This is a genomic window from uncultured Anaerovibrio sp., assembly GCF_947302755.1.
GTDB lineage: Bacteria > Bacillota > Negativicutes > Selenomonadales > Selenomonadaceae > Anaerovibrio.
The window spans coordinates 1-21,495 of the sequence record NZ_CAMYWM010000035.1; the positions used below are offsets into that span (position 1 = coordinate 1).

The following is a 21,495-nucleotide window of genomic DNA, read 5'->3' on the forward strand; positions in this document are numbered from 1 at the left end:
ACCGTCGCCACCGCCAGTGCCTTCACCGCCGGTGCCTTCGCCACCGCCAGTTCCTTCCCCGCCACCGGTACCTTCACCGCCGGTGCCTTCGCCTCCGCCAGTGCCTTCACCGCCGCCAGTGCCTTCGCCGCCACCAGTGCCTTCGCCGCCACCGGTGCCTTCACCACTGCCGGACGGATCCTGAACTGGCAAATCCAGGGTAACAGTAAAGGTCTTGGTATCCAGCATGGTGGTACCATCAGAATCCACCAAGCCAGTTCCCGCCAAGCCATAGGCTGAAATGACTAAATCAGGGTTTATGGTATTGGTTTCACCTGGGGCCGGTCCATTACCGAAAATAGGTCCATCCTTTGTTTGGGTATTTCTTGTCACAGTTGTCCCATCCCCATTACTATACGTCCCGTGGATACCACCTGCAAGATTGCTATTGGCACCACTTGCCGTTACAGTACCTGTATTATAGGCATATTCAACTAATCCTCCATATTGATTAACCCCGGTGATTCCACCAGCATCGGTTTGTCTCCAAGTGCCAATCGTTCCAGTTACCGTTACATTTCCCGTATTATAGGCATTTTTGATTGTACCCTTTGTATTCAACGCAGCAATACCACCGCCCATTGCACCATAATCCTGTCCAGCTGCTGAAATATTTCCCGCATTATAGGCATTATAAATGTTGGCATAATTTTGGCCAGCAATACCGCCTGAGGCAGTTTTGGAAATTATTTCACTGCTGTTGTATACATTACGAATTATAGGAGTCTGATCAGCCCAGTCACCATTAAATCCCACAATACCACCGGCGTAATCTTGGTCATTTCCTGCCTCCGTTTTTCCGCCAACCCGCTTCAGGTTTTCAATAATGCCATTCTCCTTTAGCCGGGAAAACAACCCAACATAATCGTATTTCATGTGGTAAGAAGTAATATTCAGGTCCTTTACCTGATAATTAAGACCATTAAAGCGGCCACTAAAACCTGAATCAGTAACATCAAAGATAGTTTCACCTACTAAATAGCCAATAGGTGTATATGCATTCGGCTGATTCGGAATTACACTGCCATCAATATCCCCAATCATCATGTAATTACCGGCCAGGGTAGTAGCATCCGTATTGAGGGCCTGCAGCTCATCCATATTCCGTACTGCCCGGAAGCTGGTCAATGCCTCAATGGTACCGCTTTGATGGTCCGTGGTGACTATTTTATGGGTTTCCTTGTTATCGGCCTCGGTGCTGGAATATTCCCCCACCTGAACGGAGCCGCCGGCTCCCACCACCAAGTCAATGGTGCCATTGGTGGCGGTCAGGCCATCAATACCACTGTCATCGCTTTTGTTGGTGAAAATCAGATTATTGCCTTCAAGGACGATGTTCTGGGCCGCCGTCAAGGTACCCATGTTCACAATATCCCCGTTCTGAGCCGCCAGTGTCTCCAGTGGATTGCCCCCCGCCGTAAAGGCCTCTGTATCAACGTTCTCCAGACTGCGGGTGGAGGCATAAAGTCCCCCCACATTCACCTCGGCTCCCTTGCCAAATAAAATACCGTTAGGATTTATGAGATAAATATTTCCTTCACCATTCAGGGTACCCCAAATCTCTGACATTTCAGTGCCCTTAACCATATTAAGGTAATTGTGAGCATCAAAATTTACGGTTTCACCCTTGGCGATGGAAAAGCTGGTCCAATCTATAACGCTGTCAGCCCCCTTGGCAATATTCATGATATTGTCCTGGCTGGTAATGCCCGTTTCACTGGCATTTACCGGTACTGGCAAAGCGTAAGCTGCCGATGTAGTAAGAGACAGGCTCAAGGCCCCGGCCAGTAGACCGGCCAATACCTTCTTTCTTAATTGTTTCCCAAATTTATTATACCTCATGATAGCATACCCCCTCACATCATTTATATCGTCAATATTTTGCAACGAATTAAAATCTTTTCCCTTAAAAATTATATACAACACCTCACCTGCATATAAATTTCCTTGTGGCAAACTAAATAAATATTCCAAATAAAAAATCCAGAAAGTAATCTTCTCTACTATCACATACGGCTATCACTACATATTATTACTTCGACATTGAATTATTTTTTCCTGTTTGTACAGCAATAATAAAACTACTTAATTTATATTCGGCAGCATCCTTGTTGAAAAAGGAGCTTATCAGGGAACAAGGCCGCCCCCAACGAAGCCGCAGTTAATCAATGATAAATGCACCAAATACCATATTGCCATACTTCATGCCCATGGGAGTCAGGGACAACGCCCCATCCTTTTCCTGTAAAAGGCCTTTGGTCATCATTTCCTTTATGCCATCACCAAAGACCTCATTTATATCCTTATTGAACCTTAACCGGAATTGCTCCTTATCAATACCCTGGGTCATCCGCAGACCCAGGAAGCAAAATTCTTCCATATGGTCTTTATCGCTGACAGTCTCCTCCACTATATGAAGGAATTTGTCCTCTGCGATTGCCTGAATATAGTCCCCAATATCAACAGGATTTTCATAGCGGTTTCCTTGCCAATAGGAATGGGCACCTGAGCCGAGGCCTATATATGGTACATCCTGCCAATACAGGCTATTGTGTCGGCTGGCAAAGCCCGGCAGGGCATAATTGGAAATTTCATAACGCTGAAAGCCATGGGCCGGCAGAAAATCCACCAGATAATCATACATAGCCTCTGTATCCTCCTCTGAGGGCAGTCTAAGCTTCTCCATTGCCTGCTGTTTGGCCAGTACAGTACCTTCCTCCAGCTGCAGCCCATAAAGGGAAATATGCTGTACCCCCAGCTCCGCAGCTGTGTCCAATGACGCCTGCAGCATATCCAGGGTCTGCCCCGGCAGGCCATACATCAGGTCAAGGCTTATATTAGTAAAGCCTGCTTCCCGGGCCAGCTTCACCCTTTCCGCCGCCATATCCCCTGTGTGGAGCCGCCCAATACGCTTCAGGCACCCATCATCAAAGCTTTGAACCCCCATGCTTATACGATTTATCCCCTTATCCCTCATTAAACGAAGCTTTTCTTCGTCAACGGAGCAGGGATTGACCTCAATGGTGAATTCTGTCACAGTCTTCACCTGAATATGGTCATGAATACCTTCCAGCAGCCTTTCCAGCTGGGATACCGTCAAATGACTGGGCGTGCCGCCACCAATATAAATAGTACAGGGAACCAGCTGATCCCCTGCACCAATTTTTTTCGCCGCCAGCTCCAATTCACGGTGCAGACTCTTAAGATACTCATCTATATACTTCTCCCGTCCGGCAAAGGAGGGAAAATCACAATAAAAGCATTTCTGCTTACAAAATGGAATATGAATATATACGCCAAAATCAGTTGTCATAATCTGCACCAGCTTTATTATCGTCATAAAAAAAGAGGTATGTGATCACATGGCAATACGCACACACCTCTACTATATAGTCGTCGAAAGGGTGATTGTCCTGAGACATTAGGCTGAGGAACGTTAATAAACTGTTTTTTTCATACTTACACAGTGAGAAAACATCCACTGTTTGAGCGAAGCAACACCAATCGTATAAGGGCGTAGCGAGTTTGGATTTTTCTCACTGACTAATTTGAAGAAAAAAATAGTTTTAGTGACGAAGCCGAGCGAAGGACAACATCCTTTTGACGTATTTAGTCTATATTCAGTATCGCCATAAAGGCCTCCTGTGGCACCTCCACCCGGCCCACTGCCTTCATGCGCTTTTTACCTTCCTTCTGCTTTTCCAGCAGCTTGCGCTTACGGGAAATATCGCCGCCATAGCACTTGGCCAGTACATCCTTGCGCAAGGCGCGGACATTTTCACGGGCAATTATCTTGTTGCCGATGGCCGCCTGGATAGGAATTTCAAACATCTGCTGAGGTATGATAGTTTTCAGCTTGGCCGCCAGGGACCGGCCCCGGGAGGCGGCATTATCCACATGAACAATGGTGGACAGGGCATCCACGGCCTCACCATTCATCAGAATGTCCAGCTTAACCAGCTTGGCCGGCTGATAATCAGCCAGCTCATAATCCAGGGAGGCATAGCCTCTGGTGGAGGATTTCAGCTTATCAAAATAGTCATAGATTATCTCGCTGAGAGGAATATGATATATAATCATTACCCGGTTCACATCCAGATAGTCCATGCTCTTGAACTCGCCCCGCTTATTCTGGGATATCTCCATAACGGCCCCTACAAAATCCTTTGGCACAATCACCGTGGCCTTTACAAAGGGCTCCTCAATGTGATCTATGGTGGTAGGATCAGGCAAATCCGAGGGATTATCCACCTTTACCATTTCCCCATCAGTTTTATACACGTGGTAAATAACACTTGGTGCCGTGGTAATAAGTCGAAGATTATATTCCCGTTCCAGGCGCTCCTGGATAACATCCATGTGCAGAAGTCCCAGGAAGCCGCAACGATAGCCAAAGCCCAAGGCAATGGAGGTCTCCGGCTCGAAAACCAGGGCCGCATCATTAAGCTGAAGCTTCTCCAGGGCATCCTTAAGATTATCATAGTCCGCACTGTCCACCGGATAAAGGCCACAGTACACCATTGGGGTAACACCGCGGTAACCGGGCAAGGGCTCGGAAACACCACCCTCAGACAAAGTTACGGTATCCCCCACCCGCACATCCCGAACCTGCTTAAGGGAACCGGCCAAATAGCCTACTGAGCCTGGTCCCATTTCCTGCAGCTCCGTGGTCTGGGGACGGAAGCAGCCGATTTCTGTAGCCTCGAACACCTTGCCGGTGGCCATCATTTTTAAGCCCATGCCCTTTTTCAAGACACCATCCATTATGCGGATATGGGCAATGGCTCCCTTATACGAGTCAAAATATGAATCAAATATCAAAGCACTAAGTGGCTTGTCAGCTTTGCCGGATGGAGCCGGAATCCGTTCTACAATAGCATCGAGAATATCCTCAATGCCCTGGCCCGTCTTGGCCGAGGCCAAAATTGCCTCCGATGCATCCAAACCAATAACATCCTCAATCTCCTGCTTTACCCGGTCAGGATCTGCACTTGGTAAATCTATTTTATTGATGACCGGAATGATTTCCAAATCATGCTCCAAGGCCATATAGACATTGGCCAAGGTCTGGGCCTCTACTCCCTGGGCCGCATCCACAATAAGCAATGCTCCCTCACAGGCGGCCAAGCTGCGGGATACCTCGTACGTAAAATCCACATGACCCGGGGTGTCTATCAGGTTGAGACAATACATTTGCCCATCCTTTCCCTTATAATCCAGGCGCACCGTCTGTGCCTTAATAGTAATGCCCCGCTCCCGCTCCAAATCCATATTGTCCAATACCTGATCGGCCATTTCCCGTTTGGACAGGGTGCCTGTATATTCTATAAGACGATCGGCGATAGTGGATTTACCATGGTCAATATGCGCTATAATTGAAAAATTACGAATTTTCTCTGTATCCATAATCTCTTCCCTTCAAATATAAATGAAACTAACCAAAATATTATATCATTCAACAATAACAATAAGCAATATAACAGCTTCTGAAAAAAATCACGAATATGTTGAAATTACCTGCGGCAGCTACAACGACGGAAAACGCGGCTTTAAGGGCTGGAATTCCGAGGATGATACCAAGCTCTTTAACATTTTGGATTATCTCAATGACAAAGGGGTAAAATTTGCTCTGTCAAATGTTGCCGAGCACAAGGGCTTAAAAAATGAAAAAATGATTGACTGGCAAGAAACGGGCGGTTATCAGCTTCATAATGTTATGTTTGATTATAACAATTGCAATTATCAGGCAAATAACAAACACAACAAAACCGTTGAGGTTCTGATTACGAATTAACCAATATAAATATGATATTTGAACTGTAATTATCCATAAAATAAAATGTTGCATTTTTCATTTCGCCGTGCTAAAATACTTAGGTACTGAAATTTCAAGGGGGTGAACTAATTGCCAAATATTAAATCTTCTATTCTGAGTGTAAAGACTGACGCGAAGCGCCATGCAAAGAACCTGGCCGAGAAGTCTCGCGTAAGAACTGCTTCCCGCAAGGTTTTGGATGCTGTTGAGGCTGGTAACGCTGAAGAAGCAAAGGCCCTCCTTGCACTTGCTTGTAAGACTATCGATCAGGCTGCTGCAAACCATGTATATCACAAGAATGCTGCAAACCGTAAGAAGTCCCGTTTAGCTCGCAAGGTTAACGCAATGGCATAATGATTCGCATGAAATAAAAAGGGATTTGGAAAATTCACATTTTCCCAATCCCTTTTTTGGTGTCTATTTTTAATAACTACCTCTTATCTGTTTGCTCACTATTTTTATTGTTTGTTGCAGCAAAGACTAATGATTACCCCTTCCACCTCAGCGTTATCCAGACGGCCTGTTTTGGCTCCCAAATCACACTCTGCCAACTGGAGGAAGGCATTTTTAAGGGTTTCCTCGGAAAAGCCCTGACATTCCCTGGTTATTTTTTTTAAAATATAGGGATTAGTCATACCAATAGCCTGTCCCAGAGCCTTATCCCTAAGCCCCTTTTGCAGCATGGTTTTCGCCTGCCACATCTGACGAACGAAATGTACCAGCTGACCAATTATCACCAATATATATACGCCCTGCTCCTGCTGCTTATTAAATAAGTACAGGGCTTTTTTTGTGTCATGGGCTGCTATGGCATCGTTCATGGCAAAGCCATATATTTCCGGCATATCAGACATTACCTGTACCAATATATCCTTGGTAATCAGCTTCTGCTCCGGACCCATGAACAGGGACAGCTTTTCCATTTCCTTGTCCATAAAGCCCAGGGGAACTGTCTCCATCATGGTCAGTGCCCGTACAAGATAATAATGGGCCTCACTATCCATGGTTTTATGAAGCTCCTGGAGCTTTCCCTGAAGCCACTCATTAATATTATTATCATAGGCCCTTATGGGATCACCCTGCATAATATGGGCTGCCTTGGAAAGCTCCTTATAAATTTTTTTACGCCCATCAGCCTTGCCCCTAAGCTCAAAAATAACAAAGCTGAATTCTGGCATATTGGCAAACAGCTTATATAGCCGTTCCTCCCCCACCGTGTTATCGCTGATTACCGGCTGTTCTTCCTCATCAGGCTCCTCCTCTTTATCTGTACCCCTTTTTTTGGCCTTAAACATAATTGCATCACGAACTATAATCACATTTTTCGGCGAAAAAAAGGGCACCGTCTCCACCATACTTACCAGTTCATTTGCGGACAGACTGCTGCCGTCCGCAATCTGCACATCCTCAGTATTGTACCCTGATGGAAATAGGGTCTGTAAAATAGCCTCCTCAGCTTTTTTTATATAATAGGCCTCTTCCCCGGCTAATAAATATAGGTGGCTTATATCGCCTTTTTTCAGGCGTGTCCGCAATTCACCCAATTTCATACAATCACCCTCCATTCTCTTTATCATACACCACTTGAGTATTAACACGCAATTGTTCCCCATCTGTGGTAAATACAATGGCTCCATGCTTATCGGTGCGCAGCAGCCTGCTGTTGGTACAATTATGAATTCTCGCGAGGATTTCAGGCTTAGGATGGCCGAAGCTATTGCCATATCCCACGCTTATAACGCTCCACTGGGGATTTACCGCCCGTAAAAATTCCTCTGAGCTGGAGGTATTACTGCCGTGATGTCCCACCTTCAATACAGTGCTATGTAATGCGGTTCCCCCTTTGCATAAAATCTGTTCATGCTCCTTGGCCAGATCCCCGGTAAAGAGAAAGCTTTGCTGTCCGTAGGATACCCGTATAAGATTGGAAAACTCATTGCCCGTATTGCCACCGATTAAATTTTCCGCCGGGGCATACAATACCTGAATTCTCACCCCATCCAGGGTCATTTCTGCCCCCTCCTTCAGAACCACCATGGGCTCCCTTTTTAGAGCCTGATGGGTACCGCCAAAGGTTTTCATATAGGCTTCCCGCCCCTCATGACCGATCATTATCGCCCCCACCGGCAGCTTGTCCACAATTCCCCCCACCCCCTGGGCATGATCATCATGGGCATGGGTCAGCATAATAAAATCCAATTTCCGTATACCGTAATGGAGCAAATAGGGCACATCCACCCGGGAGCCAATATCATAGCCCCCCTGCCGGGTTCCTCCGGTATCAATCATAAAGGCATGGCCGTGGGGAGTCACCACCAGGGCCGCATCCCCCTGACCAACATCAATAAAATGAACCTGCATTTCATTGGGCCTTAAGCAATGGAGGAGCAGGCAGACAATTACCGCTGCAGCCATTCCTGTATATACAAGCCGCCTTTCAAGATCATTATGTACTATCCTATGCCATAGTCCCGTCAAAGCCCTCCAATAAGCTGATCTTCTGTCCCGTGACAGGGTCAATAAAAATAGTCCCCCATAATAAATGCCCCAGACGATTACGCCAAAGGTGGGCAAATATACCTGGCTGCCCGGCAATTTGGCAATTAATCTCGATAATTCATAGGCTATTCCCAAAAGGAGGCTGGCAGCAATAAAAACAAATTGTCCCACCACCGGCACAACACCGACCAGCACCCCGGCCAAAAGACCAATTACGATAATTATTTCCACCACCGGGGCTACCACCAGATTGGCCAGCAATGAGCTAAGGGAAATCACATTAAAATACCAGGCCAAAAGGGGCAGCACCGCTAACTGGGCCCCCAGGGTGACCCCCAGGGAATCCGCCACATAAATCCACAAATATTTTCGCAAAAGCCCTCCTATTGCCGGGGACAAATAAAGCAGACCGGCGGTAGCCCCGAAGGACAGCTGAAAGGATATATCATAGAGGGACAGGGGCCAAATAAGCAATATGCCCAAGGCGGTAATGCTGAGCAGATGACGGGCATCCTTTTCCCGACCCATGGTCAAGGCCATAATGGTTAATACCCCCATAATCGCCGACCGAAGCACCGGTGTGGTACCACCGGCCAACAGACTGTACAGGCCAATAATGATGGTGGCCAATACTGAAGTCAAGCCGCCGGACAAGCCCAGTGCCCGACCGATGACATTGGCTGTACCGGCCATAAGGGTTATATGGGAGCCGGATACGGATAAAATATGTATAAGTCCCGTCACCGTAAAGGCCTCCAGCAGCTCCGGCTTTATCCCTCCATAGCCGCCAAACAGCATGGCAAATATGGCAGCACTATCCTCCTTGGGCATCACCCTGTCCATCTGCAGCTTGTATAGATGGCGAATTTGCTCTGCCCAGCGGGTCATCAAATCCTTGTCCTGGGCCATAAGCTCAATGCTGTATTTCGCCGCCGACATCTGGCCATGAATTCCCTGGGAGCGATTGGCCATTACCATATCCATCCGTCCGGGATTTTGATAATCATGGAGCCTCATCAGCCGCCCGCTGGCCCGTATAATATCCCCTGAACGTCCGTATTGCTCCTCCACCGCCTCTGTCCCCTGGAATAAGCCCTTATGCTCATCATAGGAATTGTCTCTGGCATACAATATTATTTTGCCGTGAGTATCAAGCTCCTGTCCACTGAGGATGAGCCGATTGCACTGTACGGTATATTTTATATGGTTTTTTCCCTGGTCATCCACCCGCAGCACTGGGGAAGCCGCCAGCTCCCCCATAAGGGTAATGTCCTTGTCCACCCACTGTCCAATATCCTGCTGGTCAATATTCATAACAGCGGAAAAACGGAGCATCCCCACCAGCAATACAGTCATCCCCATTATAACCCAGGCCAGTCGGTATCTGGCCCAGGCCAAGCCCATGGTAACCACAAGAAGAATAACCAGCCCTCCACACCACAGGCCAAAGGTTTCCGGCTGATAATCCACTTGCCTTCCTAAAATAATCCCCAAAATATACAATGCCAATACCATATTCACCAATATTTTGGGGGACTGACCTTCCTTAAACATCTTATTGCCCTTTAAATCCTTCTCACTTTTTGATCTATCCTCCACCTTTAATATGCTGGCGGACTACGTTAAATAGTAATTTTCGGTGCCATTTTTTCAAACTTGGAGGCCCCAATGCCCTTGATTTTCTTTAGATCATCAATGGAGCTGAAGGAGCCATTTTGGGTACGATAATCAATGATCCGCTGGGCTGTTGCCTTGCCTACACCAGGGATTTTGGTCAGCTCGTCCAAATTGGCCCGATTTATATTTATTTTTCCCTCTCCGGTGGTACCGGCCGTGGCTTCCCCCTTCTGCCCATCAACAGGGCTGGTAGCTATGATATGCTTGGGGCGGACGATTATCTGCATGCCGTCCTTAATCGCTTCGGCCAAATTAATCCCCTCTGCATCGGCATTGGGCAGCAAGCCGCCACAGCTGTTTATGGCATCGCTGATACGGCTTGTCGGATTAAGCAGCACTACCCCAGGATTCTGCACTGCGCCGCATACATATACTGCATAATATTCTGTTGGCTGATTTTCCCCCAGGCTGTCATCAGCTAAATTGGATACAGGAGCAGAATCACCGGCAAGCTCCCAATAGGTGCCAAGTACTCCGGCCAACAGCACTACGGCTAAAACAAGCATCGATTTTTTAAACATAATTATAGTTTCTCCTTCTTTTTTACCACAATTATAATATTTAATTTTAAAATATTCAACACTTTTTCTTTTTACATATATATTTTTATGCAAAATAAAACTCCTGCACAATAAACCAAGGCAGGAGTTCAAAACACAATATTCAATTTTAGCACACATAAGCTCTGGATTAATTCGACTACATCCAGTGGACGTATAAAATCCCCCCACTGAATAAGTCTCTTTGAACCTTCAGCGATTATCAACCTTGTCCATAAAGGCCAGGTCGTGCTGCTGAAATCTATACCAGGCCAAATCCTCGAATTTGGTTCCCGGACGCCCGTAATTGGTATATGGGTCAATTGAAATGCCGCCCCGTGGCAGGAACTTGCCCCATACCTCAATGTATTTGGGATCCATCAGCTTAATCAAATCCTTCTTGATAATGTTCACCACATCCTCATGAAAATCCCCATGATTACGAAAGCTGAACAGGTACAGCTTCAAGGATTTGCTCTCCACCATCCTTACATCGGGAACGTAGGAAATATATATGGTGGCAAAATCCGGCTGACCGGTAATGGGGCACAGACTGGTAAATTCCGGACAGTTAAACTTCACCCAATAGTCATTATCCGGATGCTTGTTATCAAAGGTTTCCAATAGCGATGAATCATATTCGTAGCCGTATTTGGTATTCTGATTACCCAACAGGGTTATCTCCGGCAAATCATTTTTATCTCTTGACATATATTCTCCTCAAGCCTCCGAATTAGCATCATCAGCTCCAATATTGAAAAATTTTAACTCAAAATTCTCCGGTGCCTCCGGACGGCCAAACAAATAACCCTGAATACAGTCAGCATGACATATATCTCTAAGGAGGGTATACTCTTCCTCCGTCTCCACCCCTTCAATACAGCACGTTATGTTCACACTATGACACAAATCCACAGTTACCCGCACCAAATGACGGTCAAAGGTGTTATCTTTTTCTGTTATATGGGTAACAAAGGCCCTATCAATCTTTACCAGATCACAGGATAGATTTTTCAGGTAGGCCAAGGATGAATACCCGGTTCCAAAATCATCCATGGCAATCCTGATGCCCAGCTTGCGGAAAGCATCAAACTGACGGTTTATATTAGTCCAGTCCGACACAATGGTAGATTCGGTAAGCTCCAGCACCACCAGCTCCGGCTTTAAATCGTACCGGTTCAGACAATCCACCACAAAATCCTTAAAGGAAGCATCCTTAATTTGCTCATAGGAAACGTTTATGCTGATACACATATTAGGATTAATCTGCTGCCACTCTTTACATTGCTTCACAGCAGTTTCAAAAATCCAACGGCCAACGGGAATAATCATTTTGGTTTCTTCCAAAATACTGATAAATTCCATTGGTGAAACCATGCGTCCCTTAGGATTGCGCCACCGCAGCAGGGCCTCAGCACCAATTATTTTATTATCGCCGGCCCGTACCTGAGGCTGATAAAACAGGGAAAAGCCTTCACAGTCCTGTTCAATGCTGACCCTCAGGTCATCCCGCATACTCATGGATCTTATCCATCTGTTGTAATTTTCCTTGGAAAAAATACAATTTTGGTTCTTACCATCCCTTTTGGCCAGATCCAGGGCTGCCTCGGCATGCTTATGCAGTACCAAATAATCCTTCCCGGACTGCGGAAACAGAACCGTACCACAGGAAATGGTACAAAATATCTGTTTTCCGTCAATATTATGGGGCCGGGCAAAGCTCTTCTGGATGCTCCCATAAATTTCTTCCACGTTTTCCAGGTCCACACCCTGTATAACAAGGGCAAATTCATCCCCATCCAATTTATACAGCATAACCCCGGTTGGCAACACGTCCGATATCTTTTTCGCCGCCAGCTTCAGCACCTCATCACCGTAATGACGATTATATGTTTCATTGACAATCTTGAAATTATCAATACCGAAAACCATCAATGCCCCGCCGACTCCATCCACGCGATATCGGTTCAAGGCTACCTTGACAGCATGTTCAAACTGATACTTGTTTAACAGTCCCGTTAGCTCATCAGCATGATTGCGCTGAGCCAGCTTTTTTATGCTTCCCATAAACAAAAAAGGCTTGTCAGTCCTTGAATCAAAGGCATACTGCCCACGGCAGCGCACCCATATGTAATCACCCTTGCGATTTTTTATCCGATATTCGCAGTCATGACCAATATTATTGCGCCTGGATTCCGGCATCTTCATCGAAGCGGCAAAGCCCTCCAAATCATCAGGATGAATCAGAGGCGCCCAATATTTGTCCATATGGTAGAAGCATTCACTTGGCACATCAAAATCATTTACCATATTTGCCGAAACCATTACCAGGTCTTCCTCCAAATCAGTGGCAAAAAAGTACTCGTCCGATGTACGTTGGATCATTTTAAAAAATAATGATATCCGGCGAAGTATAGACCCCTGAGGGATATTCATACGTTTATTCATTAGTATCACTCATCTCCCAATTATTGATACTCACCCTATTGTTACAATAATATACAAAATCTCCTCCTAATTCAATATTTTATAGAAAAAAAATTAGCATCCTGAATAATTTTTCCTATTTACTCAGGATGCTATATACTTGCATTTTCTTTTTATGCCCTATGCCTCAATGCTGTCCCTGCTATTGTGGCGCTTTCTCTGTAACAGCAGAATGGCTATCAGGATAATCATACCAGGTACATCTGTTTCAACACCGGGTATAATCATCAATATACCGCCCACAAACAGGATAACCCGTTCAATTGGCTTACAGTGATCGGCCAAATAACCAATCATGGCCGAGCTTACGCCCACCATACCCAGTATAGCCGTCACCGTAGAGAAAACCAGACCAAAGGCCGTGGCATTTATCATCAATATCATCGGCGACATTACGAATATATACGGTATGATAAAGGCTCCTATTGCCAGCTTCGACGCATTTACTCCGGTCATCAACGGCTTACCGCCACTGATACCCGAGGCCGCATAGGCCGCCAGGGCAACTGGTGGAGTTACATCGGCAATTATACCGAAATAGAACACAAACATATGGGCAGCCAGTACCGGTACCCCCATCTGTACAAGGGCCGGAGCCGCAATGGTGGATGTAATAACATAGTTTGCAGTGGTGGGAACGCCCATGCCCAAAATAATTGAAGTAATCATGGTAAAGAACATGGTGAGAAGCAAATTACCTCCGGACAGGGCCAACAGGCCAGAGGCCAGCTTCAGGCCAATACCGGTCTTGGTTACCACACCGATAATAATACCGGCAGAGGCACAGGCAATAACTACGCCCAATACATTTCGGGCACCGGCCTCCAGGCCCTTTACAATCTCAATAGGCTTCATACGGGTGGACTTTCTGAGAGCCGACGCCACAATGGAAAGAACGATGGCCACCAGGGCAGCCCGCATTGGCGTATAACCGGTTACCAGAAGGTACACGATAACCACCAGCGGAATAGCCAAATGGCCCCGTTCCTTGAATATAACCCAGGCCTTTGGCAGCTGATCACGAGGAACACCCTTCAGGTTATTGCGTCTGGCTTCCAGATGAACACCCAACCACAAGCCTGTGAAGTACAAAATTGCCGGAATAACCGCAGCGGCCACAATATCAATATAAGGCACACCTACGAACTCCGCCATAAGGAAGGCAGCAGCACCCATAACCGGTGGCATGAGCTGTCCACCAGTGGAAGAGGCCGCCTCAACAGCTCCAGCAAATTCCTTGCGGTAGCCCAGCTTCTTCATCATTGGAATAGTAAAGCTTCCGGTACCGGCCACGTTGGCCACGGAGCTGCCTGATACGGTACCCATAAGAGCACTGGACAATACGGCAACCTTTGCCGGACCACCACTGGCCCAGCCGGCGATAGCATTGGCAATATCAATAAAGAATTTACCAAGTCCGGTGGATTCCAGGTACGCACCAAACAAAATAAACAGGAATATAAAGGTAGAGGATACTCCCAACGGAATACCGAAAATACCTTCCGTCGTAAAGTACAAATGGCCTACCAGCTGTTCAATGGACAATCCTCTGTGGGCAAGAACACCCGGCATGTATGGACCGGCAAATGCATAGGTTAAAAATACCAGCACTACCACAACCATTGGTATGCCTACAACACGACGGGTAGCCTCTACCACCAGCAGCAGGCCAACAACACCGATTACCATATCGGTAGCTGTAACCATACCAGCCCGCATAGCCAGTTCACATAATACATATATAGGCCGGTGCTGCCGCACCTAATATGGACAACAGTACATCCAGCGGATGTACCTTGGTCCGTGACCAAGATTTTCTGGTAGGGTACAGTAAATACGACAGTGCCAAAGCAAAGCCCAGATGAACTGCCCTCTGCAGCTGGGCATCCAGTACGCCGAAGATAGCGGTGTATAACTGGAATACTGAAAATGTAATTGCAATGGCTGACACAATTTTGGCCATAACCCCCGTATACAGCATAGTATCTGACTCTTTATCGTACTTTTTAAGCACTTCCGCAGCCAGCTCTTTCTCGTCCTTTTCTTCTGACATAGCTGTATATTCCCCCCTTTTTACCGTTACCTTAATAAGGTCTTATATCTAGGTACAATAACAATATCTACTTTTTGACCGGGCTCCAACATTTCATATAGCTCAAATTTCTGCTCATTCACCGTAACCGTCAGCTTGGTTCCCACTCCGGTCCGCAGGTTCAATTCCCTAAAATGACGGTTCATATCATCCATGACAAAGGCATTTCCCTCCTGTCGAAAGGCCCCGTCAGATGCCATAAAGGGCAAGCCAACACCAAAGGAATGATATCTGGTGGAATTCAGTACAAAGCCCTTTAGCTCCTCATCAGGGGTGAGAAACTCCTCCACCAAGGTTTTTTGTACTGAATGAATAAAGCTTATTTCCAGCTTGGTTGCCGGCGTGACCTCCATGGTCACAATTTTTTGCCGCTCATTTCCATATATACACAGCCTTGGTTCTGAAAGCCACCAGCCGGCAGCCAATATCACCAATATCACCAATATCAGTATACATGAAGCAATTTTTTTACTGTTCATTTTAAAAAAGGGGAGCTGAAGCAGACACAAAGGCACCCCTCTGCACCATTCCATACTGAATGGCTTCTGTAACAGCTCCCATAGCTATCATATTCTATTACTCTTTAAAGAATTTTTCTGCACCGGCATTCATAGGAATTGGCATACCCTTGGTAGCACCCTCCTTGGTAATAGCCTTTGCTGCAGCATGAGCTGCCTGGATACGGTCAAGGTGAGTAAAGAGTGCCTTGGTAACCTCATATCCGAGAGCATCATCAACCTTATCGGAGCATACCAGCATAGCCATTACGGAAATGGCCTCTACAGGCTCAGTCATACCGTAGGTACCGGCTGGAATGGTAACCTTGGTGTAGAATGGATACTTGGCAATCAAAGCGTCAGCCTTGGCAGCCTCTACAGGAAGCAGTCTAACCTTGTTCTGGGAAGCAATATCCTGTACAGCAGCGGTAGGATAACCGGCAGTAAGGAATGCTGCATCAACATTACCGTCCTTTAATGCGCTTGCGGCCTCACTGAAGGAAAGGAACTGCTCATCAATATCATCATAGGTAATACCATAGGCGGCCAAAATCTGACGGGCATTTGCCTCAGCACCACTACCCATAGCACCTACAGCAACGCGCTTGCCCTTCAGGTCAGCGATGGACTTAATCCCCTTGCCGTCAAGGGTAACAATCTGGCAGGTCTCAGGATAAAGAGTTGCAATACCCTTAATATTCTCCACCTTCTTGCCCTCGAACATCTCTGTGCCATTGGCAGCATAGTAGGTAATATCGTTCTGAACGATAGCCAGGTCAACCTGACCTTCCTTCAGCATATTGATATTTGCTACAGTTGCGCCGGTACTCTGGGCACTGGCGTTCATCCCCTTAATCTCGTTGTTAAGAATTTCCGACATTGCGCCGCCGATTGGATAATAGGTACCAGCCGTACCACCGGTAGCAATATTCAGGAATTTCTTACCACCATCACTGCTGCCGCAACCTGCCACCAGAGCAATTATGGTTACCAGCATGACGCTTAACAGAGAAAGCTTGCCAAACAATTTCATTTCTTATTCCTCCTTACACATTTACACCTATAAACCCCTAAAACCTTTTGGCATACAATAAACAATATTGCAATATAGTAATATTGTTACATTGACGTAGTAGATAAAACAAAAAGTTAAATATAATGTATAATCGAAAATACCGAAACCAGGCCAATTCTATGGTTGAATCAACCCATTGCACAAATCCTTCACCACCTCGCTGGCTGCAATAAGGCCAGCCACAGAAGGAACAAAGGAAACGCTGCCAGGGACAGCCTTTTTTGATGCACCATAGGAAGCAGAATCTGTCTCCCCAGATTTTTTTTTAGGTTTAATGGGCTCCTCCCTTGAGTAAACCACCTTAAGCCTTTTTACTCCCAGCTTTTTCAGCTTCTGACGCATCACTCTTGCCAAAGGACACACGCTGGTTTTATATATATCCGAAACCTCAAAGGCTGCCGGATTAAGCTTATTCCCAGCCCCCATGCTGCTGATAATCGGTATTCCCATTCTATCAGCCTGCACAGCCAAATCTATTTTGGCTGTTACTGTGTCTATGGCATCCACAATGTAATCAATCTTCCCCTTGAAGAATTTATCCCGCTTTTCCGGGAGATAAAAATCTTCAATTGTTTCTACCACCGCCTTTGGATTAATTTCCTTTATACGCTCAGCCATAAGCCTGGTCTTGTACTGCCCCACCGTACTGGTAAGAGCATGCAGCTGACGATTTATGTTGCTTATGCTGACCACATCATTATCTATGAGCAAAAAATGACCGATACCACATCTGGCCAAGGCTTCAACGGTAAATGAACCTACACCGCCCACACCGAAAACAGCTACCCGGCTGTCGGACATTTTTGCCAGGGCTGCCCCGCCTAAAAGCAGCTCCGTTCTTTCAAAACGAGTTTCCATAAAGCCTTAATCTTTCACGTCATCCTTACGGTTAATATTGGACTTGGCCCCACCAATGTGGGCAGTTCCCTTCATGAAGCCAATCAGCTCAGGTCCGCTGCCCTTGGCAGGAGGTACCTCAACCCCTGGCTGCTCCTCCGGTCTCTTGTCCACATAAAGGGGCTGTATCGGCTTGGGCTTTTCCACCTTACCGAACTGAATTGGCTTTAAAACGCTGTTTTTCTCAGCCAATACATCAGGATCAAAATTGGTGGCAATAACCGTTGCCCTTACATTATCCCCCATTTCATCATCCACCACCAGACCAATGATGTTTTCAACATCAGGGTGGGTATTTTCATAGAGGAATTCATTGGCATCCTTTACATCGTGCAGCGGCAGCTTCCTGTTGCCGGTGAGATTAACGATCAGGCCACGGGCCCCCTTTACCGAGGTCTCTATAAGAGGACTGCTTATGGCATTTTTTACAGCCTCAAGAGCATTAGGCCCTTCGCCCATACCCATCACTGCATCACAGGCCTCACCACTTTTAAATATGGTGGTAACATCAGCAAAATCCACGTTGATAACCCCTGTAGTCTGAATCATTTCCACAATACTGCTGATGGACTGCCGCAGTACATCATCCACCATGTTGAAGGATTCCCCTACAGACTTCTGCCTAAATTCAGGCAAACGCTGAATATTATCATTCTTTACCTCTACCAGCGCATCCATATGCTCCCGCAGAAGCTTCACACCGTCCCGGGCCACCTCCATTTTACGGCTTCCCTCGTGGGAAAAGGGCAACGTAACCATGCCTACGGTGAGAATACCCATATCATGGGCGATTTTGGCCACCACCGGTGCAGCACCGGTACCAACCCCTTTGCCCATACCGGCAGTGATAAACACCAAATCAGCCCCCTGAATTGCATCAGCAATCTGGGATGCATCAGAAATAGCTGCTGACTGTCCCTTTTCAGGATCACCACCTGTACCGCGGCCTCTGGTCATATTCGCACCGATAAGAACAGCCGGTATACCAGCCGAATCAAGAATTCTAAGCTGTCGAACATCAGTATTAACGGCTACAAGCTGGCTCTTGTCCATACCATCCTCGGCCAGACGGGCCAATACATTGTTACCGCCACCACCGACGCCAACAATCTTTATAGTCACAACTGCACCTCTTATTGAAGAATTAGATTCAGTCATACTCACAATCCTCCCCATAGCATAAAAGTACGATTTCCCTTTATACTACATATCTCTATATCTTAAATGAATGATTTCTGATAATAACACTGCCCTGAGTAATAAGCATACCCAAAAGCATCATCATACAGCCAAAGACTTCGATAGGAGCCATTTGCTCATTAAGAACCACCCAGCCGCCCAAGGCCCCAAAAACAGACTCCAGGCTCATTATAATCGCTGCATGGGACGGTTCTGCATACTTCTGCCCCACAATCTGCAAAGTAAAGGCTATTCCCGAGGACATAACCCCGGCAAACACTATTGGAAACCAGGCATCCACAATATCCTGCCACACCACATTTTCTATGGCAAAGGCCACCATACCGTTAAGTACAGTACATACAACCAGCTGGGATGCTGAAATATCTATGTTATCCTTTTTATCTGCGAACCGGTCAATATACATTATGTGCAGTGACCAAAAAATAGAACAGATAAAAGCGAGAACATCACCGTAATTTAAATTGAACTCTCCCTTAATGGAGAGACAATAAAGACCAATGACCGCCGCCAAAGCACCAATCCAATTTTCCAGCTTTAGCAGCTTTCCCACAATCACTGATATAATAGGAACAAAAATTATATATAAACAGGTTATAAATGCTGTCTTGCCTGCAGTAGTATACTGTAAGGCACATTGCTGAAAGGCCGATGCAATAAACATCAATAAACCGGCACCCAGACCGGCCTTCCAGCCAGAGTAATATTCGCCATGCTCCTTGGCATCACGTCTTTTACCCCTAAAGCAATACCAGATAATAAATATGGCTATTACTCCCACAATATACCGGGCAAAGCCATAGGTAAAGGGGCCGATATTATCCATTCCCACCAGCTGGGCCACAAAGGTGACGCCCCAAATAAATGCTGCCAGCAACAGATACAAGCTTCCTCTCAGCTTCAAAATGCTATTCCTCCTGACTACTTCATTATAGCATATCTTGTAAACAAAAAGGAATATTTTCACAATTTCAAATCATCTATTTATTAAAATTTTTAGCTAATATATTTTACAAAAAAATTGACTTATTCAGTGGGAAAATATATTCCCACTGAATTTTGTCAATAAAATCAATCAATTATCTAATTTTTTAGTATTTCGTGCTTCATCAACCTTTTCCTGCAGCTCCTCCAAGGGAGTACCCAAAGATGCTTCCAGGGCCACCACAACGCCGCCCTCCACAACAGGGCCGTCAAGCATAAGGATTTTACGTCCCTCCATGGCTTCTATAACCATTTCGGTAGTCATTACAGCACTGCCCATATCCATGAGAACAGCTACACCATCATCAGAGTATACCTCTTCCACAGCGTTGTATATTTTTTCAAAGCTGGTACCGGGAGTGCCATCCTCCAGGCCGCCTGCAGCAACTATTTTAGCATCAGAAGCCATCAGCTTGGCCAATTCAACAACGCCCTCAGCCAAGGTCTGGCTATGGGAAACTATAACTACACCAACCATAATTCATTTCTCCTTAAATTGAAAAGCCAGACTGAGAAGCTGCCTCCTAAGTCTGGCTTTCAACACTTAACATAACGCTGCTAATGGAATATTTGATTATTTACAAATAAAATCAATCAGCGTTCAAACGAGGCAGGAATATATTTTCCCCTATCAGATATTTGCCAACAAAGTCTCCAGCATATACAACGATGAGGTTGCACCAGGATCCTGGTGGCCAATACTTCGATCCCCAATATAGCTGGCACGTCCCTTGGTGGCCTTGATGGTTTTCGTATATTCCACACCATCCTCTGCAGCCTTTACAGCCTTGGTCAAGGCAGCCTTCAAAGCTTCACCGGCCTCAATACCTGCCTTCAATGCATCATAGGCCGGACACAGGGCATCCAGCATGGTTTTTTCACCTGTGGTAGCCTTGCCGCGCATCTGGATACCGCCAATAGCCGCCTCCATGGCTTCCACAAGATCCTTGCCATCCATTTCGTTCTTGCCGGCCAGCTTGGCACCGGCCTTCATAAAGGCTGTACCGTATAATGGTCCGGCAGAACCGCCAACAGTGGACACCAGGGTCATACCGGTGGTCTTAAGGATACTTCCTATATCCTTTCCTGCCATGGTATCCAGCTTGGCCACAACAGCCGTAAAGCCCTTTGCCATATTGACACCATGGTCACCATCGGCGATTTCGTTATCTAGCTCGGTGAGATAATCCTTTTCTTCATCAATCCTGGCAGCCATGGCCTTCAAGATATCAATCATCTGTGCATTCGTAATCGTTTTAAACAGCTCCCCTCAGGAAATTAGCGTCTCAGAGCCGGAGTATCTGCCTTTGCATTATACAGGGACTTCAATTCCTCATCCAGACGAAGCAGGGTAATGGAGAAACCGGCCATCTCAATGGATGTCATGAAATTTCCTACCATTGTGTCATAAATCTTAATGCCCTTCTTTTCCAGATAATCATGAACGAAATTGTTAACAATGTACAGCTCCATGAGAGGAGTACCACCCATGCCGTTAACAATAACAGCAACCTCCTTGCCATCAAAATCAATATCATCAGTAATCTTGTCCAGGAGCTCCTCAGCAATGGCATTGGCTGGCTTCAAAGGCTCACGGGAGGTGCCTGGCTCACCGTGGATGCCGATACCAATTTCCATTTCATCGTCCTTCAAATCAAAGCCAGGCTTGCCGGCTGCCGGCATAGTGCAGGCGG

General features: G+C 46.2%; 18 protein-coding genes and 1 pseudogene. 2 read left to right on the top strand and 17 right to left on the bottom strand.

What is annotated here, in order from left to right:
• The 3 genes from Q0Y54_RS05160 to lepA all read right to left on the bottom strand — a co-directional run.
• A partial coding sequence (locus tag Q0Y54_RS05160; RefSeq protein ID WP_297964990.1) for a filamentous hemagglutinin N-terminal domain-containing protein occupies positions 1-1,881 on the bottom strand: 1,881 nt, incomplete at its 3' end.
• Positions 1,882-2,200: 319 nt separating this feature from the next.
• The gene (gene hemW / locus Q0Y54_RS05165; RefSeq protein WP_297964992.1) at positions 2,201-3,379 is read right to left on the bottom strand and encodes a radical SAM family heme chaperone HemW; all 1,179 of its coding nucleotides are present in this window, start codon (positions 3,377-3,379) and stop codon (positions 2,201-2,203) included.
• 269 nt (positions 3,380-3,648) lie between these two features.
• A complete protein-coding gene (gene lepA, locus Q0Y54_RS05170; RefSeq protein ID WP_297964995.1) occupies positions 3,649-5,445 on the bottom strand; it encodes a translation elongation factor 4 in 1,797 nt (598 codons plus the stop codon).
• Positions 5,446-5,467: 22 nt separating this feature from the next.
• On the opposite strand from lepA, the gene Q0Y54_RS05175 reads away from it, so the two are divergent.
• Together Q0Y54_RS05175 and rpsT are read left to right on the top strand one after the other, a co-directional pair.
• Positions 5,468-5,833 carry a hypothetical protein gene (locus tag Q0Y54_RS05175; RefSeq protein ID WP_297964998.1) on the top strand — a complete coding sequence of 122 codons (366 nt, stop codon included), beginning with the start codon at positions 5,468-5,470 and terminating at the stop codon, positions 5,831-5,833.
• A gap of 111 nt (positions 5,834-5,944) precedes the next feature.
• Positions 5,945-6,208: a 30S ribosomal protein S20 gene (gene rpsT / locus Q0Y54_RS05180; RefSeq protein WP_297965000.1), complete on the top strand. Its 264-nt coding sequence runs from the start codon at positions 5,945-5,947 to the stop codon at positions 6,206-6,208.
• A gap of 104 nt (positions 6,209-6,312) precedes the next feature.
• Here the strand turns inward: rpsT and holA are convergent, their stop codons facing one another.
• The 14 genes and pseudogenes from holA to Q0Y54_RS05250 form a co-directional block, all read right to left on the bottom strand.
• Positions 6,313-7,404, bottom strand: coding sequence for a DNA polymerase III subunit delta (holA, locus tag Q0Y54_RS05185; protein ID WP_297965002.1), 1,092 nt, complete (start codon positions 7,402-7,404; stop codon positions 6,313-6,315).
• A gap of 4 nt (positions 7,405-7,408) precedes the next feature.
• On the bottom strand, positions 7,409-9,952 hold the full coding sequence (locus Q0Y54_RS05190; RefSeq protein ID WP_297965004.1) for a DNA internalization-related competence protein ComEC/Rec2: 2,544 nt from the start codon (positions 9,950-9,952) through the stop codon (positions 7,409-7,411).
• 23 nt (positions 9,953-9,975) lie between these two features.
• Positions 9,976-10,551 (bottom strand): helix-hairpin-helix domain-containing protein, encoded by a 576-nt coding sequence (locus Q0Y54_RS05195; protein WP_297965006.1) that lies wholly within the window; start codon positions 10,549-10,551, stop codon positions 9,976-9,978.
• A 231-nt stretch (positions 10,552-10,782) separates the two neighbouring features.
• The gene (gene queF, locus Q0Y54_RS05200; RefSeq protein ID WP_297965008.1) at positions 10,783-11,280 is read right to left on the bottom strand and encodes a preQ(1) synthase; all 498 of its coding nucleotides are present in this window, start codon (positions 11,278-11,280) and stop codon (positions 10,783-10,785) included.
• Positions 11,281-11,289: 9 nt separating this feature from the next.
• Positions 11,290-12,954 carry a GGDEF and EAL domain-containing protein gene (locus Q0Y54_RS05205; protein WP_297965010.1) on the bottom strand — a complete coding sequence of 555 codons (1,665 nt, stop codon included), beginning with the start codon at positions 12,952-12,954 and terminating at the stop codon, positions 11,290-11,292.
• 222 nt (positions 12,955-13,176) lie between these two features.
• Positions 13,177-15,109: pseudogene (locus tag Q0Y54_RS05210) on the bottom strand (TRAP transporter permease).
• Positions 15,110-15,135: 26 nt separating this feature from the next.
• A complete protein-coding gene (locus Q0Y54_RS05215) occupies positions 15,136-15,627 on the bottom strand; it encodes a DUF1850 domain-containing protein (protein ID WP_297965012.1) in 492 nt (163 codons plus the stop codon).
• Positions 15,628-15,724: 97 nt separating this feature from the next.
• A complete protein-coding gene (locus Q0Y54_RS05220) occupies positions 15,725-16,678 on the bottom strand; it encodes a TAXI family TRAP transporter solute-binding subunit (protein ID WP_297965014.1) in 954 nt (317 codons plus the stop codon).
• 159 nt (positions 16,679-16,837) lie between these two features.
• Positions 16,838-17,578 (bottom strand): tRNA threonylcarbamoyladenosine dehydratase, encoded by a 741-nt coding sequence (locus tag Q0Y54_RS05225; protein WP_297965016.1) that lies wholly within the window; start codon positions 17,576-17,578, stop codon positions 16,838-16,840.
• A gap of 6 nt (positions 17,579-17,584) precedes the next feature.
• Positions 17,585-18,775, bottom strand: coding sequence for a cell division protein FtsZ (gene ftsZ, locus Q0Y54_RS05230; RefSeq protein ID WP_297965017.1), 1,191 nt, complete (start codon positions 18,773-18,775; stop codon positions 17,585-17,587).
• 55 nt (positions 18,776-18,830) lie between these two features.
• The gene (locus tag Q0Y54_RS05235; protein ID WP_297965019.1) at positions 18,831-19,721 is read right to left on the bottom strand and encodes a DMT family transporter; all 891 of its coding nucleotides are present in this window, start codon (positions 19,719-19,721) and stop codon (positions 18,831-18,833) included.
• Between the two features lie 171 nt (positions 19,722-19,892).
• Positions 19,893-20,279 carry a dihydroxyacetone kinase phosphoryl donor subunit DhaM gene (gene dhaM / locus Q0Y54_RS05240; protein ID WP_297965021.1) on the bottom strand — a complete coding sequence of 129 codons (387 nt, stop codon included), beginning with the start codon at positions 20,277-20,279 and terminating at the stop codon, positions 19,893-19,895.
• Between the two features lie 153 nt (positions 20,280-20,432).
• A complete protein-coding gene (dhaL, locus tag Q0Y54_RS05245) occupies positions 20,433-21,038 on the bottom strand; it encodes a dihydroxyacetone kinase subunit DhaL (protein WP_297965023.1) in 606 nt (201 codons plus the stop codon).
• 41 nt (positions 21,039-21,079) lie between these two features.
• Positions 21,080-21,495, bottom strand: a 416-nt coding sequence (locus Q0Y54_RS05250) for a dihydroxyacetone kinase subunit DhaK (RefSeq protein ID WP_297965026.1), incomplete at its 5' end; no start/stop codon positions are given.